This window comes from Robertmurraya massiliosenegalensis JC6 (assembly GCF_000311725.1).
Classification (GTDB): Bacteria; Bacillota; Bacilli; order Bacillales; family Cytobacillaceae; genus Robertmurraya; species Robertmurraya massiliosenegalensis.
Map to the genome: position 1 here is coordinate 127,384 of NZ_HE978514.1, position 20,253 is coordinate 147,636.

Annotated in this window: 20 protein-coding genes; all 20 read right to left on the minus strand. The window is 39.4% G+C overall.

Annotation, left to right across the window (positions count from 1 at the left end; genetic code table 11):
• Positions 1-14 precede the first annotated feature (14 nt).
• The 20 genes from BMSHG_RS14055 to BMSHG_RS14150 all read right to left on the minus strand — a co-directional run bounded on the left by BMSHG_RS14055 (position 15) and on the right by BMSHG_RS14150 (position 20,249).
• The gene (locus tag BMSHG_RS14055) at positions 15-866 is read right to left on the minus strand and encodes an ABC transporter permease (protein WP_019155086.1); all 852 of its coding nucleotides are present in this window, start codon (positions 864-866) and stop codon (positions 15-17) included.
• Complete coding sequence (locus tag BMSHG_RS14060) at positions 867-1,640, minus strand: ABC transporter ATP-binding protein (RefSeq protein ID WP_019155087.1); 774 nt, start codon at positions 1,638-1,640, stop codon at positions 867-869.
• A 211-nt stretch (positions 1,641-1,851) separates the two neighbouring features.
• On the minus strand, positions 1,852-3,507 hold the full coding sequence (gene ggt, locus BMSHG_RS14065; RefSeq protein ID WP_019155088.1) for a gamma-glutamyltransferase: 1,656 nt from the start codon (positions 3,505-3,507) through the stop codon (positions 1,852-1,854).
• A gap of 11 nt (positions 3,508-3,518) precedes the next feature.
• Positions 3,519-4,679: an amidase gene (locus tag BMSHG_RS14070; protein WP_019155089.1), complete on the minus strand. Its 1,161-nt coding sequence runs from the start codon at positions 4,677-4,679 to the stop codon at positions 3,519-3,521.
• A gap of 28 nt (positions 4,680-4,707) precedes the next feature.
• The gene (locus BMSHG_RS26210) at positions 4,708-5,523 is read right to left on the minus strand and encodes an XdhC family protein (protein WP_019155090.1); all 816 of its coding nucleotides are present in this window, start codon (positions 5,521-5,523) and stop codon (positions 4,708-4,710) included.
• Position 5,524: 1 nt separating this feature from the next.
• On the minus strand, positions 5,525-6,391 hold the full coding sequence (locus BMSHG_RS14080) for an FAD binding domain-containing protein (protein ID WP_019155091.1): 867 nt from the start codon (positions 6,389-6,391) through the stop codon (positions 5,525-5,527).
• Positions 6,385-6,852 (minus strand): (2Fe-2S)-binding protein, encoded by a 468-nt coding sequence (locus BMSHG_RS14085; RefSeq protein ID WP_019155092.1) that lies wholly within the window; start codon positions 6,850-6,852, stop codon positions 6,385-6,387. The genes BMSHG_RS14080 and BMSHG_RS14085 overlap by 7 nt, the downstream gene beginning before the upstream one ends.
• On the minus strand, positions 6,845-9,001 hold the full coding sequence (locus tag BMSHG_RS14090; protein WP_019155093.1) for a xanthine dehydrogenase family protein molybdopterin-binding subunit: 2,157 nt from the start codon (positions 8,999-9,001) through the stop codon (positions 6,845-6,847). The genes BMSHG_RS14085 and BMSHG_RS14090 overlap by 8 nt, the downstream gene beginning before the upstream one ends.
• A 166-nt stretch (positions 9,002-9,167) precedes the next feature.
• Entirely contained in the window at positions 9,168-9,767 is a 600-nt protein-coding gene (locus BMSHG_RS14095) for a nucleotidyltransferase family protein (RefSeq protein WP_019155094.1), read from the minus strand.
• A gap of 344 nt (positions 9,768-10,111) precedes the next feature.
• Positions 10,112-11,032: a hypothetical protein gene (locus tag BMSHG_RS14100; protein WP_019155095.1), complete on the minus strand. Its 921-nt coding sequence runs from the start codon at positions 11,030-11,032 to the stop codon at positions 10,112-10,114.
• Positions 11,033-11,078: 46 nt separating this feature from the next.
• Positions 11,079-11,648, minus strand: a complete 570-nt coding sequence (locus BMSHG_RS14105) for a hypothetical protein (RefSeq protein ID WP_019155096.1) — start codon at positions 11,646-11,648, stop codon at positions 11,079-11,081.
• 62 nt (positions 11,649-11,710) lie between these two features.
• On the minus strand, positions 11,711-11,944 hold the full coding sequence (locus BMSHG_RS14110; RefSeq protein ID WP_019155097.1) for a single-stranded DNA-binding protein: 234 nt from the start codon (positions 11,942-11,944) through the stop codon (positions 11,711-11,713).
• Positions 11,945-12,085: 141 nt separating this feature from the next.
• Positions 12,086-13,651, minus strand: coding sequence for a recombinase family protein (locus BMSHG_RS14115; protein WP_019155098.1), 1,566 nt, complete (start codon positions 13,649-13,651; stop codon positions 12,086-12,088).
• Between the two features lies 1 nt (position 13,652).
• The gene (locus BMSHG_RS14120) at positions 13,653-14,069 is read right to left on the minus strand and encodes a recombinase family protein (RefSeq protein ID WP_004103225.1); all 417 of its coding nucleotides are present in this window, start codon (positions 14,067-14,069) and stop codon (positions 13,653-13,655) included.
• A 5-nt stretch (positions 14,070-14,074) separates the two neighbouring features.
• Positions 14,075-15,634 (minus strand): recombinase family protein, encoded by a 1,560-nt coding sequence (locus tag BMSHG_RS14125; RefSeq protein WP_019155099.1) that lies wholly within the window; start codon positions 15,632-15,634, stop codon positions 14,075-14,077.
• A gap of 45 nt (positions 15,635-15,679) precedes the next feature.
• Positions 15,680-15,931, minus strand: coding sequence for an SHOCT domain-containing protein (locus BMSHG_RS14130; protein ID WP_019155100.1), 252 nt, complete (start codon positions 15,929-15,931; stop codon positions 15,680-15,682).
• Between the two features lie 196 nt (positions 15,932-16,127).
• A complete protein-coding gene (locus tag BMSHG_RS14135) occupies positions 16,128-16,829 on the minus strand; it encodes an N-acetylmuramoyl-L-alanine amidase (RefSeq protein ID WP_019155101.1) in 702 nt (233 codons plus the stop codon).
• Between the two features lie 33 nt (positions 16,830-16,862).
• The gene (locus tag BMSHG_RS14140) at positions 16,863-17,303 is read right to left on the minus strand and encodes a phage holin family protein (RefSeq protein WP_019155102.1); all 441 of its coding nucleotides are present in this window, start codon (positions 17,301-17,303) and stop codon (positions 16,863-16,865) included.
• Positions 17,304-17,377: 74 nt separating this feature from the next.
• Positions 17,378-19,732, minus strand: a complete 2,355-nt coding sequence (locus BMSHG_RS14145; RefSeq protein ID WP_019155103.1) for a phage tail protein — start codon at positions 19,730-19,732, stop codon at positions 17,378-17,380.
• A 13-nt stretch (positions 19,733-19,745) separates the two neighbouring features.
• The gene (locus BMSHG_RS14150; RefSeq protein ID WP_019155104.1) at positions 19,746-20,249 is read right to left on the minus strand and encodes a hypothetical protein; all 504 of its coding nucleotides are present in this window, start codon (positions 20,247-20,249) and stop codon (positions 19,746-19,748) included.
• Between the last annotated feature and the right edge of the window lie 4 nt (positions 20,250-20,253).

Here is a 20,253-nt window from a genome sequence, read left to right on the forward strand (position 1 = left end):
TATTCAATGTGTATCTATTTTTCATTCTTAATTGCGGATTCATGCCATGACTTAAGCATTAAATGAGAGAAGTAGCTTACTAGAAGGTAGAACGTGATCCCAAAGATCGCCCCAGCAATCGCACAGGCAAATAAGTATGGAGTTTTCAACTGAACTGCTGCCACCGTTATCGCATACCCAAGCCCACCTTTTCCACCGCCTATCCCTGCAACAAACTCTCCAGTAATAGCCCCAACAATCGCTAACGTACAGGAAACCTTTAAACCAGACACAATGTATGGAAGTGCAGCTGGAATTCTAAGCTTCCACATTGTTTGCCATTTTGAAGCATTGTATAAGGCGAACAAATCACACATATCCTTATCGACTGATTTCAAGCCCATCAATGTATTCGAAACAACGGGGAAAAATCCAATCAAAAAGGCAATGATCACAATCGAGTTAAAGCCTGATCCGAACCAAATGACGACAATCGGTGCCATCGCGACGACAGGAATTGTTTGTAAAATAACAGCATAAGGATAAAGACTAATCTCAAGCACTTTTGAGCTTGCTAGTAAAACTGAAACAGCAATCCCAATAACAGCACTTAATAAAAATCCAATCACCGATTCAGTGACAGTGATTCGGATCGCTGGCCATAATAAATGCCACTCTGAAATCGCAACCGCAATAATGTCTGATGGCTTCGGTAAAATAAAAGGCTTTATATCAAGCATAAGAGGCATAAATTGCCAGATTGCTAGAAAAATAACGAGTGCGACGATCGGTCCAATTATCGTTCTTTTCAATTTAAACTTAGTCTTTGAAGATTGGACGTCTTGAACGATATTTTCATTTTTACTTGTAACTGTTTGTACAGACATTTACCCTAGCTCCCTTCGACCGATACTATGTTCAAGACTTCGAGAGGCAAGCTCCACATATTCCGTAAACCGACGATTCGTACGTTCTCTAGGATTCGGGAGTTCAACATCAATAAATGTAGATAATCTGCCTGGTCTAGCTGACATTACAGCAATTCTTGATGATAGATAGACTGCTTCATAGACGTTATGAGTAACAAATAAGATGGTCATATTTTCTTTTTCCCAAATGTTCAACAAATCCCCTTGCAAGGTTTGCCTTGTCATCTCATCTAGAGCTGCAAAAGGTTCATCCATCAGGAGCATCTTCGGCTTTGCTGCTAAAGCACGTGCAATAGAGACCCTCATTTTCATTCCGCCTGAAAGCTGTCTAGGATAGGATTTCAGATGATCCTTAAGCCCAACCATTTCTAAAACATTGACGGCATTTTCCATGCGACTATCTTTATCAGAACCCCTTAATTCTAGTGGTAATAGTACATTATCAAGGACCGTTCTCCATGGTAGTAAATTTGCGTCTTGAAAGACAAATGCCAGATCATTTGTTTTTTGAATGACTTCTTTCGGATTTTGGCCAAAAACTTCAATCTTCCCCTTCGTCGCATCTCCTAGTCCTGCTACCATCCTCAGAGCCGTAGATTTCCCACATCCTGAAGGACCTAGGAAACTAATCAACTCTCCTTCTTGAATGGACAAATCCAATTGACTCAGTGCGACAGTACCAGTCGTATAGACCTTATCAACCTGTTGAAATGAGACTACCTCGTTCCCCAAACCTGATCCCTCCTCAATAATACCTTATGTTATGTTTTCTAACGTTATATGTAATATATTCTCATTATATAATTCACATTCCGCTTTGACATTAGTTATTGCTGACAAACTTTTCATTCTGTTTTGTTGATCTTAACTAAATACCGCATAAAAAGAGCCTAGCCCGAAGACTAGACACTATTTATCATGTTCATTTTCCTAACATCATCCTTTAATATCCTAATGCTGCTCCATCACCTCTTGGATCCGCACCTCCATATTTGACTCCTGTAGCATGGTCAATCTTAATCACGCCCGCATGACCCATGACATCTGTAAAATCTTCGTGAATTTCTACATCATGACCTTTTTCACGAAGTGCTTGCAAAACCTCTTTAGACACCCTTCCCTCCATCTTTAAACGATTAGATTCAACACCCCATGTTCGTCCATATAACCATCGCGGAGCTTCTATCGCAGCTTGGACCGGATAGCCATAATCAGCAATTCTTGTTATAAGTGCTGTCTGCGTTTGCGGCTGGCCCTCTCCCCCCATCGTTCCATAAACTAAGGAAAGCTTGTCATCCGTAAACATCATTGCTGGGTTTAATGTATGGTAGGTACGTTTATTCGGTTGCAGACAATTGACATGTTCTGGATCAAGTGAAAAGAAACTGCCGCGATTTTGTAGAACAATACCTGTATTTTTCGGAATATACCCCGAACCAAATTCATGATATATGCTTTGAATCATAGAAACAGCATTGCCTTCCTTATCCACGACTCCAAGCCAAATTGTGTCACCTTTCGGATCCAGTTGCTGATCGAAATTCTTCGCATTTGTAAAATTAATTATTTCTGCAAGCTCTAGCCCTCTTTGAGGTGATAGTAAGTATTGTAATGGAATTGGTGAATATTCCGGGTCAGTTAAATATTTATCTCGATCCACAAAAGCTAGTTTGATCGCTTCAATTAGTAAGTGATAATATTCCACAGAGCCTTCTTCTACTAAATCCAGATTAAAATGGTTTAAAATATTTAAGATCGATAACGAGGCAAATCCTTGTGAATTCGGTGGTACATTGTAGACAGTGTTACCCCGATATTTAACCGAAATCGGTTCGACCCAGTCGCTTTTATGCCGAGCAAAATCTTCATATGTTAACAAACCGCCATTTTCCTGAAAATCACGGTCCATTATTTTCGCCAAATTCCCTTTATAGAAAACTTGACTCCCTTCCGTTGCAATCGCCTCTAATGTTGATGCTAAATCAGGCTGTTTCATCAGTTCTCCTGGGCTATATGAAAGACCATTTGACTTCAAAAAAACGTTGCAAAATTGAGGAAAACGTTGCAAATGACGCAATTCGTTATCCTCTTTATTTAAATTCGTGTTCGTCCAATATTGCTGGCTCGGAGTTACGGGAAAGCCTTCTTTCGCATAATCAATGGCCGCTTCAAGCAATTGTCCCCAGGTATATGTACCCTTTAGGTTCTTTTGTGAAAATTGATAGGCTAAATCCCAGCCAGCAACCGCCCCAGGTACGGTATTGGCAGCCAGCACCCCTCTAGAGGGGATTTTTTCGAATTGCTGACTTTTATAAAATTCAATCGTCGCCTTATCTCCAGCACTTCCCGAACTATTTATCGCTTTCAGTTCTTTCTCTTTTGCGTTATAAATGAGCCAAAAATTATCCCCACCAATTCCATTCATATGGGGATAAACAACGCCAATCGTCGAGGCTGCTGCAATTGCCGTTTCAACAGCGTTTCCTCCATTTTGCAAAACTTTCATACCTGCTTGTGAAGCTAAATAGTGTGGTGTTGTGATCATGCCATTTGCTGCCATCGTCGTTGGCCGGTAGGATGAATATGTTTTTTTAGCCATGATTACCTCCCTCACTTCTCCACAAACTGACTTGTCCATTTTAGCAGATTCAAGTCCTCATTCTTATTTGCGATAAAGGACAATCCGATCGGATATCTATTATCCTTCAAAAGTGGAATCGTCACTTGTGGAAAACCTGCCAATCCAGCAATACATGTTAATTGCATCGCTTTTGAGCGATATTGCTCCATTTTTTCAAGCGATAAATTCTTCTTAGGGGCTTCTCCTGGAGCGGTCGGGATCACTAATAATCCATCTTCCTTTAATAGATTAGATAGCTTTGTGCTAATCATTTGCTGCTTGCTCTTTTTTGCCGAAAGCTCATCTTTATTTAAAGTACTCGTCCATTCAATCCTCTCGGCAATTCCTGGTCCAAAAAATGGCTTAACCTCTTCAATCCACTCATGATGCGATTCCCAAATTTCAATACCTTGCATGGTACGGAATAAACTAGCCCATTCGGTAAGTCCATCTTTCGTTACCTTTACATACCTTTTTGACGGTAACGCCTCCACTTTTTTTAGTAAGCATTCTTTCGTTTCTTCATCCAAAAATGACCATGCTTCCTCTTCTAAATAAAATTGAGAAAAATCTTGGCCAACTTTAGGTGCGTAAGGAATCAATGATTCTCCAACTTTTAGTAATACCTTTGCATCCTTTGCCATCCAGCCTACCGTGTCAAAGCTTTGAGCTAAGGGAATCACGTCAGTAATATCGACAAGGCCATGAGTCGGTCTGAACCCAAATATCCCACAATAGGATGAAGGAATTCTGACTGAGCCTCCCGTGTCAGTACCAATGGCAAAATCCACAAGTTCACCAGCAACCGCAACAGCGGACCCACTTGAAGAACCCCCCGGAATTCTGTCAGGAGCTGCTGGATTGATTGGAGTTCCATAATGAAAATTTTCGCCGTTTAAGCTATACATCAATTCATCCGTATGGGTAGTGCCCATTAGCCTCGCTCCCTGCTCTAATAATAGATTAATGACAGGAGCATTTTCTTCAGCAGGCTTATGCGTTCGATACCAGTCGGGATTTCCGGCTGTGTTTCGATAGTTTTTTATAAAAAAAACGTCTTTGACAGCACCGGTTAAACCTGTTAATCTACCTTCTCCCACTGGTTTAAGATGAAGGTCATCTTTAACAAAGGCATTCCAAATATCGTTCATGAAACTCCTCCTTTTTAGAAGCCGCTTATTATGTCAAACTTTGAATTAACTTTTCCCTTTCCAATTTCTTATTTTTTTGAATATCTCCTTTGCTCACTTTGATAATTTCAACAATGATGCTGATGGCTATCTCCTCCACCGTCTCAGCACCGATTTCGAAACCGATTGGAGTGTACACTTGCTCGAGTTGTCCCTCTGTACATCCTAACTCTTTTAGCTTATTAAAAATTTGCAACACCTTTCGCTTACTGGCGATCATACCAATATAGGCACATGGATATTCCAGTGATTTTTTTAATACTCTATCATCGCCATCCTTTGTACAAATGATAACAAAGGATTTTTCATCAAGCTTTGCTTCAGAAACCGCCGATTCGATCCGATTATGCACATGAATACTTGTCGCATTGGGAAAGCGTTCTCTTGTACAATATTCCGGACGATCATCGACGACTCGATACGGATATTCAAGAAAATCAAATTGCAGCGCTAATGCATAAGCAATATGACCGGCCCCAACAATGACCATTTCCGGTCTATTCGTATACACTTCAATAAAGACCGTTAAGGTTCCACCACAATGCATGTTGATACCGTCTTTTGCATTTTTGTTGAGCTTATATTCGACGACTATGGAGCGTCCATTTTCAATTGCTTTGATGCTCTCAGCAATCACATAATGTTCAGCTAACCCTCCGCCAACTGTTCCTTCAATGGAGCCATCTCGATAGACAATCATTTTTCCCACATGCCTCGGAGTCGAGCCTTTTGATTCAAGAATCATTGCTAACGCAAACGTTTCGTTTTGACGAACTAATTTCCCTACTTTTTCCATCAGCAACATGTTAAAATCTCCCCTTCGCTTCTAGAAAGTAGCGTAATAAATTTTGAGCAACGATTTTTCGATAAAAAGCCGTTGAACGCTGGTCGTCGATGGGGTGGATAATGGTTGCAAAATCAGCCACGACTTCATTTAAGATTCCTTCTTCTAAAGGAAACTCTTTATCTATTATTTTCTTTTCACATTGTAGCGAGCGAACCATCGTGGGTCCCACTGCCCCGAAGGCAAAACGAGCATCCTTAATTTTGTTGCCAGTGACCTGCAGCATTCCAGCAAACGAGATTTTTGAGATCGCATCTGCTTTTCGATTGGCTACTTTTTCAAAAATAAAATGGGTATTCTTTTCATCTAATTCAGGTAAGATCACTTCTACTAATATTTCATTTTTGTTTCGAGCGATCCTTCTAGGACCTTGAATAAATTCTTCAATTCCAATGATCCGCTCACCATCAATCGAACGAAGAAGCAGCTTGGTATTAAATATATAGAGAAGGGGAAGTGTATCCCCAGCTGGTGACGCATTGCAAATATTTCCGCCTAAAGTTCCTCTGTTACGAATGGCTGGCGCTGCTATTTCACGAATCGCTTTCTTGAGAATAGTGGGGATAAAAGAGTTTATCAATAATTCTTGATACGTGGAACATGCACCAATATGAAGCTCCCGACCATCCATGTAAATTTGTTTCAACTCTGATAGATGATCGATAAATACGACTGGTTTTTCTATCTTCGCTGGAACCCCACGTCTGTTCTTACTCTGAACCATCACATCTGTGCCACCGGCAATGAGTAAACATTCTTCTTCATTGAGCTTTGTTATCGTTTGTGCCAACGTATCAAATCGATACGAGGTTAAGCTTTGCATCACCATAAGCCTTCACCCTTTTTTGATGCCAATTGAATCGCATCGACAATCATGTTATATCCTGTACAGCGACATAGATTACCAGATATCCCTTCACGAATTTCCTCTTCCGTTGGCTGAGGATTTTTCGACAGTAGGGCTTCCGTCGCAATGATCATTCCTGGTGTACAAAAGCCACATTGCACACCACCAGCTGTTGAATAACATTCATTCAAAACCTGATATCGTGGTGTCTCGCAATACCCTTCAATCGTTTGGACATCCAGTCCTTCCATCGCACCTATCGGAATTAAGCAGCTATTTTGCACACGATTTTCGACAAGAACATTACAAGCACCACATTCTCCTTCTCCACAGCCTTCCTTTGAACCGATTAAACCGAATTCATCTCTTAGCAAATCTAATAATCTCGTTGTAGAAGGGGCCTCTGTTTCGACACCCCTTCCGTTCAGCATAAATTTAATCACCGGCTTCTCCTTCTTTCTTATTCAGAATTTCGATCATTACCTCTGGTGTAATTGGGATTTGCTGAAAGTTTATTTGTAGTGCATCCTCAATTGCTGCTTGAATGGCTGGCGCACCACCAATCAACGTTAGTTCTCCTGCGCCTTTTGCTCCGTAAGGTCCTCCAGCATATGGATTGTCATAAAGCTTACTTTTAATCGGAACGATATCCATTGAAGTCGGAGGTCCATAATCCGTAATACTCCGTTGCTGTATTTTTCCTTCTTTTGAAGTCATTTTCTCCATATAGCCATAGGCAAGCCCTTGTGCCATTCCGCCATCTATCTGTCCCTTAATAATTCGTTCATCGATCGCTTTTCCAATATCAAAACCGGCATGAACATTTTCTAGTTGGACAGTACCAGTTAATATATCGATCTTAACTTCAACCATATTGACGCCCCATGAATAAGCTGGATAAGCATCTCCTGTGAAATTTTCTTCGTCCCATGGAATCATTTCCTCATGAACATAATGCTCCACAATTTCTTGTATGACTCCATGTTGCCATTGTTCCTTTAGTCTTTTCGCTGCACGTTCCAGTAATTTTCCAACGATCATCGTTGTTCGAGAAGCTACCGTCGGTCCTGAATCAGGAACTTCCTTTGTATCTGGATATGGGAATTGAATTTTTTCATATGGAATATCTAGTTCCTGAGAGACAATTTTACTCAGTGTTGTAAAAATTCCTTGCCCCATATCAGAATTTGATATTTTCACGAATACTTTCTCGTCTTCTGACTTGATTAACTTAACGGTCGCTTTAATATGATCTCTTTCTCCACTTCCTGTAAAGCCACATCCATGTAAAAAAAGCGACACTCCTAAACCTTTTTTGAATCGGCTATTTTGACGATTAAACTGAGCAATTTGATCTTTTTTCTGACAATAATTTATGATTGTTGAAAGATCAGTGATCATCTCTTCTACTAAAATCGGGTCCCGGAAACGACCATTCGTAATCGTTGGATCCCCTTGCTTCACTAAATATTTTCGCTTATATGCTAATGGATCCATGTTTGCTACTCGAGCAATATGCCCCATATGACTTTCAATTCCTGCGAAGCTTTGCGGTGCCCCAAAACCTCTAAATGCGCCGTTTGGAACGGTATTTGTTTTCAGCACATATCCTTTTGCATGATAATGAGGGATTTTATACACACCTGCGCTATTAAGCAATGCCCGCTGAAGAACAACAGGACTTAATCCGGTATTTGCGCCCCCATCGAGGAATAATTCCACATTCATACTCAAAATATTTCCCTTTTCATCAAGCGCTGTTCTATACTTCATTTTCGCTGGATGTCTTTTTGTCGTAACCTCTAAATCCTCCGAGCGTTCAAACAGAAGCATGACTGGCTTTTTGACGGCCTGTGCGGCAATCGCAACATGACAAGCCATCATCGAGGGAAATTCTTCTTTCCCGCCAAAGCCGCCACCCGTTGGACTTTGTATCACCCTGACTTCATCTTCATTGCAAGCTAGGGCACTCGTTAACGCATTTTTAATATAATAGAGACACTGCATCGAACCTTTTACTTGAATTTCATCCTCCTCGTAGATGCCGAGCATCCCTTGAGGTTCCAAGTAGACATGCTCTTGATAACCTGTTTCAAATACTTCTTCAATGATTTGATAAGCATTTTGTTCCACTTCTGTGATCTTTTCTGGCTTTTCTCCGAATTCATGGGTAGCCATCACTCCATTCATAGAATCGATCGCTTCATCAAGTGTGTAGGTTGCTTCATGTTCTTCCATTTGCACATCCACTTTTTCAAGCAAATCATAAAGTATAGCTAATTCTTTTCCAACCAAAATAAAGATCGGTTCGCCAATATAGTTGACCCATTCATTGGCAAAAATCGGCTGGTCTGGAACGAGGATTTTAACAAAATTATCTCCTTGGATATCGTCTGCATCTACTACATAATAACCATCAGGAAGTGGTGGATAGTTGATGGAAAGAACTTTCCCAAAAGCTACCTTTGAGCGATACAACACCCCATAGAGCATATCTTCCAATTTAACGTCGCTAACATAAGGAAGTTGGCCCGCCACTTTTTCAATATGATCCTTTTTCATGACCGATTGACTAATATCTTTTGTCAGCATAATAGCAACACCTTCCGACCGATGATAAAAGGCATCTACAGTAGACGCCTTAAAAATACGAATATCGAACTCATAAATGAATTTTATTTATTATAAAGGAAGTGAACTTTTTTTTAATGCTTCTTGTAAGATAATCTCACGGTATTTTTTAAAAGATTCTGTCTTTTTATATTGAAAAATAGTTATGATAGTATTCTTCAATTCCTCTATAATCTTCAGGGGTATCTAAATCGATGAGTATTCCAGGGTCATATACGTTCATGTAATTCTTTTCAAAAGCACGCAGAACGCAACGTAAATTGCTGTTAGAATCTGCACAAAGAATAGCTTCCTTTACATCTTTTGATAGTTTAATCGGATGCCCTGCTTTATATTGGTTGCTCGGGATCACAACTTCGCCTTTTTCATTAGCTAAACTCTGTATCGTGTTTTTACTGACAAGAGGGTAGTCTCCAGGCGTCATAAAAAATGTTGAAGACCTTAAATACTCACAGCCTTTTTGAATCGAACTAAACATTCCTCGTATGAAATGCTCATTGTGAACACACTCAATCTTCATGTCTGTTATATCCATCTTAGAAATCGTTTTTTCTATTCTCTCCTGCTTGTATCCAGTGATGACGATGACCCTTTGGCAAATCCCTTCGAATTTAGATATCGTATGCTCTAGTATCGGTTTTTCACCAAGGGGCATGGTCATCTTAAAATTCTTGGCACGGCTTGAATAGCCAGCCGCTAGAACAATGGCTTCAATGACTTCTTTCATTTCCTAAATAGCCCCCAATCAATTTGTTAACCTCATCATAAAGTGAGTTCTAGTGGTGGTCAAGATTATAAAAAAAAGCGAGGGGATCTCCCCTCACTTTCTTCGCTATGCAATTATTCGCCTACATGCGTTAACAACGCAACACATTCCACATGCAACGAGCGGGGTGGATTGATGTCTTTTACATTGTCGGTAGTCGGAAACAAGTCAAAGGCACTTTTTGCACTATCGGTAGGCGGGAACACGTCATCTATATCCACATATTTGAAACAGATTATATTCTATCCCTAGCTCGAATTTGTCAATGAGCCTGCTAACTCAAAATATTACAGTAACTCAACCCCTTAACGGGGATGTTTATCTTTTATTCTTTTTTCTTCTACTACCCATTCTTTTTCGAACAATTCTTTATATTTATACGTGCCACCACTCGCATGTTTTCTCAAATAACCGACTTCAAACAATCCATCCCAACATACATGTATATGTTCATAATTATGATAATTAAACTCATTGGTACATATCGGTAGAGCTACTTTCTCATCATTTACTTTCATTAGATGGTATGGATATTGGTGCTCTAAAACAACATTGTTCTGCTGGATTTTCTTCGAATTTTTACTCCAGCACATCAACAAAAATTGTACGCTATTAAACCTAAATATGTATGAAAGTTGTAAATCAGGGAACTCCTCTTTTTCTACATTTTCATTAAGAAAAATCTGCCCTGTTTCATAATCGATATTTCTTATTGTACTATTTGAATAAAACAAAGGATTTTTGCACCAACGTAATTTCAAATTTCCAAACATGGCTTCATGCATAGGAGAGACATTAATCGCTAATCCACATAGTACTGTAACATTTTCCTTCGGAGCATTATCACATGGATTCATAATGTAATGCAGTATTTCCTTATCAAAAAAAGAGCAATCTTCTTTATGAGACCGGCTATCATTAAATGCATATTTTAATAGCATTTTCTGAATCATCACATAGTCATATTCTATCTCAACCGTATCGTCTTCATTATATCTTCTCGTAAAATATTGGCTAATAAATTCTTTTGCATAGCTATCAATATAGGCAATTTTATTATTATTGCAATCAGCACATACATCTTTAACCATTGGGTCTGCTTCGTGTATTACGCTTCTGGCATCATCAAATGTTAAAAAGCATTCTGGAAATAAATCTAGAACCGCACTTGAAATTATATGTTCTTTAGTTCCTTTCGCTTCTTTCCCACAATATGCACATTTCATATATTACCCCCCTCATATTACACATAGAGATAAAATCTCGTTTCAATCAAAGCTCGATTACGTAATATTTACGACCGTCACTTAAGTCCTGCCAGATAAAATCATATCTGCTTGTTAATGCAATGCTATCTTTATTTTTTCCTACACCTGTTGGCTTAAAAATACAACCGTAAACAGAATATTCTTCTCTAAAAAACCTATATATACCTTCATTGTTGCGCCCTTCATAAAAAGGTCTATCCGAAACAAGAGCAACAGCAGCTGTTCTAGTAAATCCTCGGTTCTTAAGCTCCTCCATAAATTTAATATCCTTCACGAATGAATACATCTGTTCTGGATACTGGCCATTTAATGGGCACTTAAGTTCAATTGCATACTTCTCCGATTTATCTTCATTAAATATAGTGATATCTATTTCTTTTTTTATAGTTTTATTGTCTGGTGTGAAGTATGATACATTTCTTTCAAATTGAATACGATAATCCGGAAGCTTTTCACGTAGGAATATCCCCAGCTCATGCTGGAGGCTAAACTCATTATAAATTTCAATACTCTTAGACTGCACAAACAAGAAAAAGTCATCTACTAATTGCCTTAAATTAAGCAAAGCATCCACCCCATCCACCCTTATATAATTTATAATTCTTTATTACTTTTCATAATAGTTTTACTATATCCTCAAACCTTCTGATACCTCTGTTGATTAGATGAAGTCTTTTCAATAGCCTTTATATTACCTTCCATTTTATTTACGTAGTTTAAAAATAAAGTCCCAAGCAGAAGTCGATCCTTTCTGGGTATTCTATTCCATACATAACCCTTGAACAGGTCTTTAACAAGAAAGACTTCACCTGCATTCAAGTTTTCAGTTTCCTTAATAGCTTCTTCTAGTAACTCATTAACATCGCCCATGTTGTCATCTCCTTATCAATAACAATATCAACAACATTGTTAATAAGATTATATGCCTTTTACCAATTCCAGTCAATAAGAAGAAAACCACCAATCAAGAGAATATATCTCCTGAATGGTGGTCATTCATGAAGGTTGTGTTTATACATCTACTTCTACACCAGATTTAAATTCAATAGTTAGTTTATCATCATAAACCGTTATTTTCTCTATAAGTCTCCTTACTAGTTGCTCATCATACTCCTCAAGGAGGGTGGATTGTTCATTTAGGAACTTTTCCATATCTTCTAGTCTTTGCTTGGAGCCTTTTTTGCCAGCTTCTTCTGCTAAAGCCTTATGCCTTTCCTCTCTGAGCCTGTAAATCTCATCGGCTATATCGTTATAATCCTCTTTGGAATTGGCCAGTCTCAAAAGGTCTTTTTGTAATTCCTCTAGCTTTTTATCTATCTCGGAAACAATATTATTGTCCGTTTCACTTATCACTGTTTCTATATTTTCCTTTAAGATAGTTAAAAAGCCATCCTTTTGCCCTATTAGTTTATTAATTGCATCAACCGTAGCAAGGCCTATCATATCCTCCAGCACGGTTCGGGAATGACAAGTTAACCCTGTATTCTCAAGCCTACTGACGCATCTCCAAACAATCGATTTTTTACCTCGGTTATTCCAATGAACTCTACGGTATATTTCGCCACACTCACCACAGAAGATAATTTGCGAAAATACATGATTTGAACTAAAGTTTCTTTTCTTTCCGCTAGTACTTATATGTCCTTTACTTCTACGAACTAACTCTTCTTGAACCTGCATGAAAATTTCACGCGGGATAATAGCTTCATGACTATTCTCAACATAATATTGAGGTACGATACCGTTATTTACAACCCTCTTTTTTGTAAGAAAATCTACTGTGTAAGTTTTTTGGAGCAATGCATCACCAATATATTTTTCATTGCTTAATATCTTCCTTATGGTACTGGTATGCCACCTTTTTTTGCCCGCTCCTGTAAGTATGCCATCTGCTTCAAGTCCTTTTTTAATTTTATCCATACTGGAGCCTTCAAGATATTCTCGGTAAATTCTCTTAACTATTTCAGCCTCCTCCGGTACAATTACTAATCGCTTATTCTCATCCTTGGTATATCCTAAAAACCTAGAGCAATTGACCATTACTTCTCCTTGTTGGTATCGGTATTGATAACCAAGCTTTACATTCTGGCTTAATGACTGGCTTTCTTGTTGCGCTAAGGAAGCCATAATAGTTAGCATAATTTCACCTTTGGCATCCAGTGTATTGATATTTTCTTTTTCAAAATATACCGCAATATTTTTATCTTTTAATTTTCTGATGTAATGTAGGCAGTCTAAGGTATTCCTAGCAAATCGGCTTATTGATTTGGTAATAATCATATCAATTTTCCCTGCCATGCACTCATCAATCATTCGATTAAATTCATCACGATTTTTTGTATTTGTACCGCTGATACCATCATCAGCAAAGATCCCTGCAAATTCCCACTCTGAATTTTTCTTAATAAATTCAGTATAATGTTCAATCTGCACTTCGTAACTACTAGCTTGTTCATCACTGTCGGTAGAAACTCGACAATAAGCAGCAACCCGAAGTTTTGGTGTTTCATCTTCTTTTCGATTGTTGCCCATGCGTTTTATTGCAGGTATAATCATTACATTTTTACTAACTGCCATCTTACTGTCCCTCACTTTCTATTAAGCTATAAACATACTCCGCTTGTGTAAAAGGATTTGTATACTTCTGAATTACTTGTCCTATGGTAAACTTCTTAGAAATAGTAGGTTTGTCTTCTTTCTTGGGTTCAAAGATTCTACCTAGCTTTTTCGCTCTCTTTACCCTCTCTGCTTCTGCTTTTTCGTAGGTCTCTTTATCAATGATGGCAGGGTAATAATCATCACCAAGATAACGTTCATTTCTTAGCATCCTTCCAGCAGTTCCATGATAAGCATCTATTCCAGCAGTCTTTGCTGCGACCGATAAAGAAAGGCCTGATAAGTATCCCCTATACAAACTCCTAACCTTTTCAGCTTTTTCTTCATCGATAACTGCTCTACCATTCTCTATCCTATAGCCGTAAGGCGTATGTGCCACTTTTCTCACATCCTTTCCCTTAGTGTGATTCCACATTTCAGAACGAAACCTATCTCTACCCTTGAGTAAACGATAATTTTTTCAACATAATCATTGAAAATTTGCTCGCTAAAGGTATTTATCATTTCAGCCTTATTTGTAAACTTTATTAAGTTACTGACTTCCTGCACCTTTGATAATTCACCATTTAAAGCATGAATTAAAGCTTCTTTTTGCCCCATATAATTATCTGCTTCCATTTGCAGTTCATTGTTTTCTCTGTTAAAAAGGGCAGGTTCTAGATAACCCTTTGCCATAAGCTTTACAAGCAGTTCTCTCTGTTCTGCATTTTTTTCAATTTGCTTCTCTAATTCCTGAATTCTTGAAAGGTTATCTGAGTTGCTCATTCCACGCAAAGCATCTAATAGTGGTTGTAGAATAAGTTTTCTACCGAAAATCAGCTTGTTAATCATAGTAACAAAGGCCGTCTTTATATCCTCATCTCGAATAAACTGCATTGAACATTCTGTTATCTGCTTTAAGTGTTTACTACAACACCAGGCTACATATTTTCTTGTGCCGGATGAATGAATTCGTCTTTTAAAGGTGCTACTACATTCCGAGCAAATAATTTTTCCGGAGAAAGAATACCGGTTTTGGTACTTATCATTACGCTTTTCTATTCCCTTTTCTTTTGCCCTTTGATTTAAGGCAGCCTCTACTGCTTCAAACACTTCATGGCTGATAATTGCGTCATGGTGATTTTCTATTAAATATCTGTTTTTCTCACCATAATTGGTGCGCTTATTAAAACGGGAATCTGTATAGGTTTTTTGCAGTATAACATCCCCGGTATATTTCTCATTTTTTAGAATTCCTCGAATTGTGGTAGCAGTCCAACGACCGCCTCTTTTAGAAGGGATACCCTTTTGATTAAGATCATCTGCTATTTTCTGTGTACCCTTGCCTGATAATACTTCTGCAAAAATATACTTCACAATTTCTGCTTGCTCAGGATTTACCACCATTTGACCGTCAATGTTGTCATAACCATATGGTGGGTATGAAATCTTAAAAGTTCCGTTCTGAAATCTCCTTTGAATTGCCCACTTGTTATTTTCCGAAATGGAGATTGACTCACTTTCTGCAAGCCCGCTTAATATAGAAAGCATCAGTTCACTTTCCATTGATTGGGTATTGATATTCTCTTTCTCAAAGTAGATATAAATCCCAAGGTCCAACAGTTTACGAACCATCTCCAAACAATCCGTAGTGTTTCTTGCAAACCTACTAATGGACTTTGTAATAATTAAGTCAATCTTCTTGTTTTCACAATCTGACAGCATTCTTAGAAGTTCCGTTCGGTTTTCTTTTTTAGTGCCACTAATTCCCTCATCATAATACAAGCCAACATACTCCCATTCTGGGTTTGCCTTTATGTAAGTCTCATAATGGGATTTTTGTGCTTGTAGACTTACTAACTGTTCATCACTACCCGTAGAAACACGACAGTATGCGGCCACTCGTAGTTTAGGTTTGATAATCGATGCAACCTTATTTCCTTCTATTTTCGTTATCTTTTTCATCGCCTCACCTCCTTCTTGGTAGGTCACATATTACCTCTGAAGCCCTTATATATCAACGAATTCAGGCATTATCTCTGCTAAAAAAGGAGAGAAAGTTTGGCGGTTGAGTACATCTATCTTGTTGAATTCTGCCTCCGTTATTAAACCTTTTTGAAGCATCTTTCTAAGTAATTTCTCTGCTTGAATATAATCAAACTCACGCTGTAGCTGCTCCTGTGACATTTTTTTTAATTCGGTGCTTTTGTCTATAACCCCATCTGAGATCTTCATAACTTTTTTATCCTCATGCTGATTCATGTAGAATCACCTCCTACCTAATAGCCGCGGGAACAGGTCGAAGTTGAGGATTTGTAAAAATTAAATTAAATCAGAGCATAAAAAAAGAGCCTGCAAGGGAATAACCCCCACAGGCTATATACATCTAATAGTTAATATTTTTTAGGGAAACTCTGTAAAGCTAAAGCATAATTGCCTATTAACTCGCTCCCCTTGATTAATCATACTTAATAAATGCATCCGTAAATCCTGCCTTTTTAGCTTTTGCAAGCTGTGCCTCAGCATTTGCTTTGACAGTGTATGCACCTATTTGTACACGATAGTATTTCTTTTTCGCTGGTTCTGCTGATTTTTCTTCTTCGCTTAGAAGTTTCTTAACATCTGCTCTAAAGGTATCCATGGTCTTGCCATGCTTAGGAAACCAGTGCATAACATCCGCATGGTTACTGGCTAAACCTTGCTTATAGCCTTCACTATGACAGATGATATCCTTCTCACTTAGTCCATAGAGTTTGCAAAGATGTACACAAAGCTCTACTGCTTCCTTATAAACAGCAGAAAAATACGAGGCATCGGTTAGACCGTCCTCGCAAATTTCAAATCCTATATGCGTGTTATTCGCATCTCCTCCAGCATGCCAACCACGATGATTCCAAGGCAATGTTTGATAGGTGGCAATGGAGCCATCTGCTAACTTACCAATAAAAGCATGGACACAAACTTGACGACCTCCGGGTTTATCCTGATTCCAATGATTGTTGTATTTGTTCTTTCCGAGCAAACCGTCATCTGGACCAACATATCTCTTCAACCACGGGTTGTTAGCCCCTGTTGAGTGAATCATTATACCCTTCGGTTTTATTGTTTTGCCTGCCTTGTAACAAGCGTTTTTTGTAAGTATTAGTTTACGTAAATTCATTATAATCACCTCTAATTAGACATTCTGAGCCAATCATACTCCATCACCTGGCTTACGTGGCTCTTCATCACGTCCATGTAGTTGCCGAAGAACCGATTTTAATTTTTCTGGGATGGGCAGTCCAATATGACCAGCGTTCTCCAAAATGGATATCCCTTCATTACTTAGATAGAAAAAGATTACTGCTGTGCGTAAGGCTCCACTATTATCTCCGATACTACCTAAAATTTGTGTATCGCTAATATGAGCGATACCCACCATTGCAAAGATGAGTACCTTTTTGAAAATTCCCTTGGCACCTATTTCACTACACAATTTTTTATCTATAATGGCACAGAGCACTCCTGTCACATAATCGATGACTATAAAGGCTACCAATGCATAAAGAAATCCATCATAACCGCCGAAAAACCACCCAAGAAATCCACCGACTGTGGCAATAGCCAGTTGTATCCAATTCCAAATCTCTTTCATTAAAGACACCTCCATTCGTGTATTTCCATATAGAAAAGCGCCCCTGCAAATTACAAGAGCGCTGAATGTTACCTTTACATGATTTTTATTAGGTCATAAATTTGTTGCATTACATCTGCCTTGGGTCGTCCTGAACCGATAGGCAACCATGTGACAGGTGGTATATCGAATGCCTGGGAAGAATCAAAACTACTAATCATCAAAATAATCGCATCAATTGCTTTGCGTATTTCAACGATATGAAATGGCCAATTCTTAACAGTGGTCTTTCCTGAGATAATCTCCTCTTTCCAAGTTGCAGGGGACAGATTGTAATAGCTACGCACCCTGTTTATAGCAGTTCGAAGCGTCTGAATATGCGCTGCCTTTACGTGTGTTACATTAGCAGTGATGATTTCAAAAGGTAATGCTAAAATCGTGAAGGTACGAACAACTTCTGTGCTTGCCGATTCGATATCACTGTCAAGACAACGAAAAGTAACTGTATGGCTTCCTACTGAAAGCGGTTCAGCTTGGTAAACGGTCCTGACCCCATTACCAAGGTAGCCGCTTATGGAAAACCTCTCAGGATTGTCTACGCTGTTTTCCCATGGGCCAGAGTCGATCTTTACCTCTACTATTTGTGATTGCCCATCTGGTTCGATACCTGTTGTGATCATAAAACGTGGCGTGGTGTTATAAGTAAAATTTCCAGACAATGGACAGTTCACTATTGGTGCTGCTGGTGGGCTGTTTTTCTTTACAGTGTTGCTAACTACAAAGGCAGAAACAGCATCAAGTGCATCTGTAACACTTATTCGATAACGGGTATACCGACCAGCTATCTGTGAGGCATTTACCTGAAGGCTACCTGAAGTACTGCTTGAAATACTCGTCGTCAGTGCTTCGTATGCCGACCAATTCACACCATCTGCCGATGTAGCCTGTTGTATGACATACTGCTTAATCGCACTGGTTCCTGGTACCGTTCCGCTCCATGAAAGATTTATTGTGTTAGCTTCATATATAGGAGGGGTTGCGGCAAAAGTAGTCGGCGGTATGGGTAGTATATTTTTACGTACAGTATTGCTGGATATAGTCCAGTCTGAGTAAAAATCCTCTCCAGCCGTACCACGAGTTCTTATTCGGAAACGACGATAATGACCACGTGTAGCAGGTGGACTGACATTTAAAATACTGCTTGTTGCAGAAGTATTGACTATCGCCAATGCCAACCAAGCACCCCAATTGCTATTATCTGGCGAATCACTATATTGTATTTCGTAGGAAGTGATGGGATTACCTGCGCCACCAGCTGCTCCACTCCACGAAAGAGTAACGTTTCCTTCAGATAATGTTGCACTTACCGTGCAGGCAGTCGGTGCTGCACAGGCAGTGATGTTGCAATAAATGCTATTACTGATTTTCTCTATTGAGTAAACATCAAATGTGTCAATTGTCCAAATACCAAATTGTGTATATGTTCCTGGGGTCCTCGATACAATTGGATTATAGCTACCACCGCTTGCTGCCAATGTCAACATGGTCAACACATTCCACGCACTCCATGTGCTGTTATCCGTGGATGTGCGACTGGCAATTTGATACCCCTTAATTGGACTGGTACCGCTAGACGCTCCGCTCCAAGTAAGCGTGATAGTCTCATTACTATATGCCGCAGGGGAGGCAACAGCAGTCGTTGCTGGCTTTGGTACCGTATTCCTGCGGACGCTGTTTGTGGATACTTTCCAGCTAGAGTAATAACTAGCTCCTGCTGTACCACGGGTTCGTACACGAAATCTTCGGTAATTACCTCGCGTTGAGGGCGGTGCTACTGATACACTGCCACTTGATGCTGTGGTGGTCACAGTTGTCAGAGCAGTCCATGCTCCCCATGTGATGTTATCGGCAGAATCACTATATTGAATCTCATAACTAGAGATTGTATTATTGATGCCCCCAGAAGCACCACTCCAAGAAAGAGTCACATCCCCTTCCGCAAGTGTCGGGGAAACCGTACAAGATGTCGGTGCTCCACATGCTGTAGTAAGCAATGGAGAGCTTAATACTGTATAACTCGAATTGGTAATTACACCAGAGGATAATGGCAATCGCCCATCAGATACCACTTTGAATGTGACTGGCTGGGTTGCATTACCTGTAGTAGAAGCACAGGTCACCGAAACATACCTGAGTCTTGGTGTAGTTCCATCCCAGTTATCCCCGTCCGCCGCTTTGATTCGCACCTGCGAAGAAGATCCATTTACAGTCATTGTACAAAGCAATGCATAACCATTATGGATGAAGGAACCTGAAGAACCCAATGCAGCGGATATGGTAAAGTTGTATGTCATCTGGCTATTATTAGGTCGGCTTTTAGTATAAGTAATCGTGTAATAAACGGTCGGGCTGGAACCCGCCTGCAGAGTGATGCCGTTAATATCCGCCACTTATATTCACCTCCTATTCATAAACCGCAGAAACTAGCGAGTTTACCAACCCGCAAAGACTAGTATTCAACCGAGTATCAATAATGTTATTTGCTGAAATCGATGTAGCAGCTGAAGGTACTAGAACATCAGCAATACCTAGTTCATAGACATCGCTTGTTCTTGTCAACTCCGGAGCTATGGGCGATGCCGTTGGAGTACCAGTAACAATGGCGAGCTGAATGCTTCTCGTAATTTGACTTAAACGAACCACAACCCTGTCTATGCGAGGATTGCTCCCATCTGCTGTAGCAAGGGGTTTATTTAAAACATCCGTATTTTCATATCTATAACCATTAATCCATGCACTGCCCGGTGCTATGGTTACTGCTAATCCAATCCCAGGAGATACCAGTAAGTTTGTTGGTGTCGCATAAAACACACCATTCGAGACAAGGCTTCCAAAGTATGCAGCGAAGTCCGTTGCATCATAGACTCTATCCCCATCGGATGAATTGAAAAATCCACTTTTCTCCATTAAT

What these genes read in the sequence shown, in the direction of transcription:
- BMSHG_RS14140 (WP_019155102.1), bottom strand. Translation starts at nt 17,303, where the DNA reads ATGAAAGAGATTTGGAATTGGATACAACTGGCTATTGCCACAGTCGGT.
- BMSHG_RS14150 (WP_019155104.1), bottom strand. Translation starts at nt 20,249, where the DNA reads ATGGAGAAAAGTGGATTTTTCAATTCATCCGATGGGGATAGAGTCTAT.
- BMSHG_RS26210 (WP_019155090.1), bottom strand. Translation starts at nt 5,523, where the DNA reads ATGTTGCTGATGGAAAAAGTAGGGAAATTAGTTCGTCAAAACGAAACG.
- BMSHG_RS14095 (WP_019155094.1), bottom strand. Translation starts at nt 9,767, where the DNA reads ATGAAAGAAGTCATTGAAGCCATTGTTCTAGCGGCTGGCTATTCAAGC.
- BMSHG_RS14135 (WP_019155101.1), bottom strand. Translation starts at nt 16,829, where the DNA reads ATGAATTTACGTAAACTAATACTTACAAAAAACGCTTGTTACAAGGCA.
- BMSHG_RS14070 (WP_019155089.1), bottom strand. Translation starts at nt 4,679, where the DNA reads ATGAACGATATTTGGAATGCCTTTGTTAAAGATGACCTTCATCTTAAA.
- BMSHG_RS14110 (WP_019155097.1), bottom strand. Translation starts at nt 11,944, where the DNA reads ATGGGCGATGTTAATGAGTTACTAGAAGAAGCTATTAAGGAAACTGAA.
- BMSHG_RS14115 (WP_019155098.1), bottom strand. Translation starts at nt 13,651, where the DNA reads ATGGCAGTTAGTAAAAATGTAATGATTATACCTGCAATAAAACGCATG.
- BMSHG_RS14055 (WP_019155086.1), bottom strand. Translation starts at nt 866, where the DNA reads ATGTCTGTACAAACAGTTACAAGTAAAAATGAAAATATCGTTCAAGAC.
- BMSHG_RS14080 (WP_019155091.1), bottom strand. Translation starts at nt 6,391, where the DNA reads ATGGTGATGCAAAGCTTAACCTCGTATCGATTTGATACGTTGGCACAA.
- BMSHG_RS14100 (WP_019155095.1), bottom strand. Translation starts at nt 11,032, where the DNA reads ATGAAATGTGCATATTGTGGGAAAGAAGCGAAAGGAACTAAAGAACAT.
- BMSHG_RS14125 (WP_019155099.1), bottom strand. Translation starts at nt 15,634, where the DNA reads ATGAAAAAGATAACGAAAATAGAAGGAAATAAGGTTGCATCGATTATC.
- BMSHG_RS14090 (WP_019155093.1), bottom strand. Translation starts at nt 9,001, where the DNA reads ATGCTGACAAAAGATATTAGTCAATCGGTCATGAAAAAGGATCATATT.
- ggt (WP_019155088.1), bottom strand. Translation starts at nt 3,507, where the DNA reads ATGGCTAAAAAAACATATTCATCCTACCGGCCAACGACGATGGCAGCA.
- BMSHG_RS14130 (WP_019155100.1), bottom strand. Translation starts at nt 15,931, where the DNA reads ATGAATCAGCATGAGGATAAAAAAGTTATGAAGATCTCAGATGGGGTT.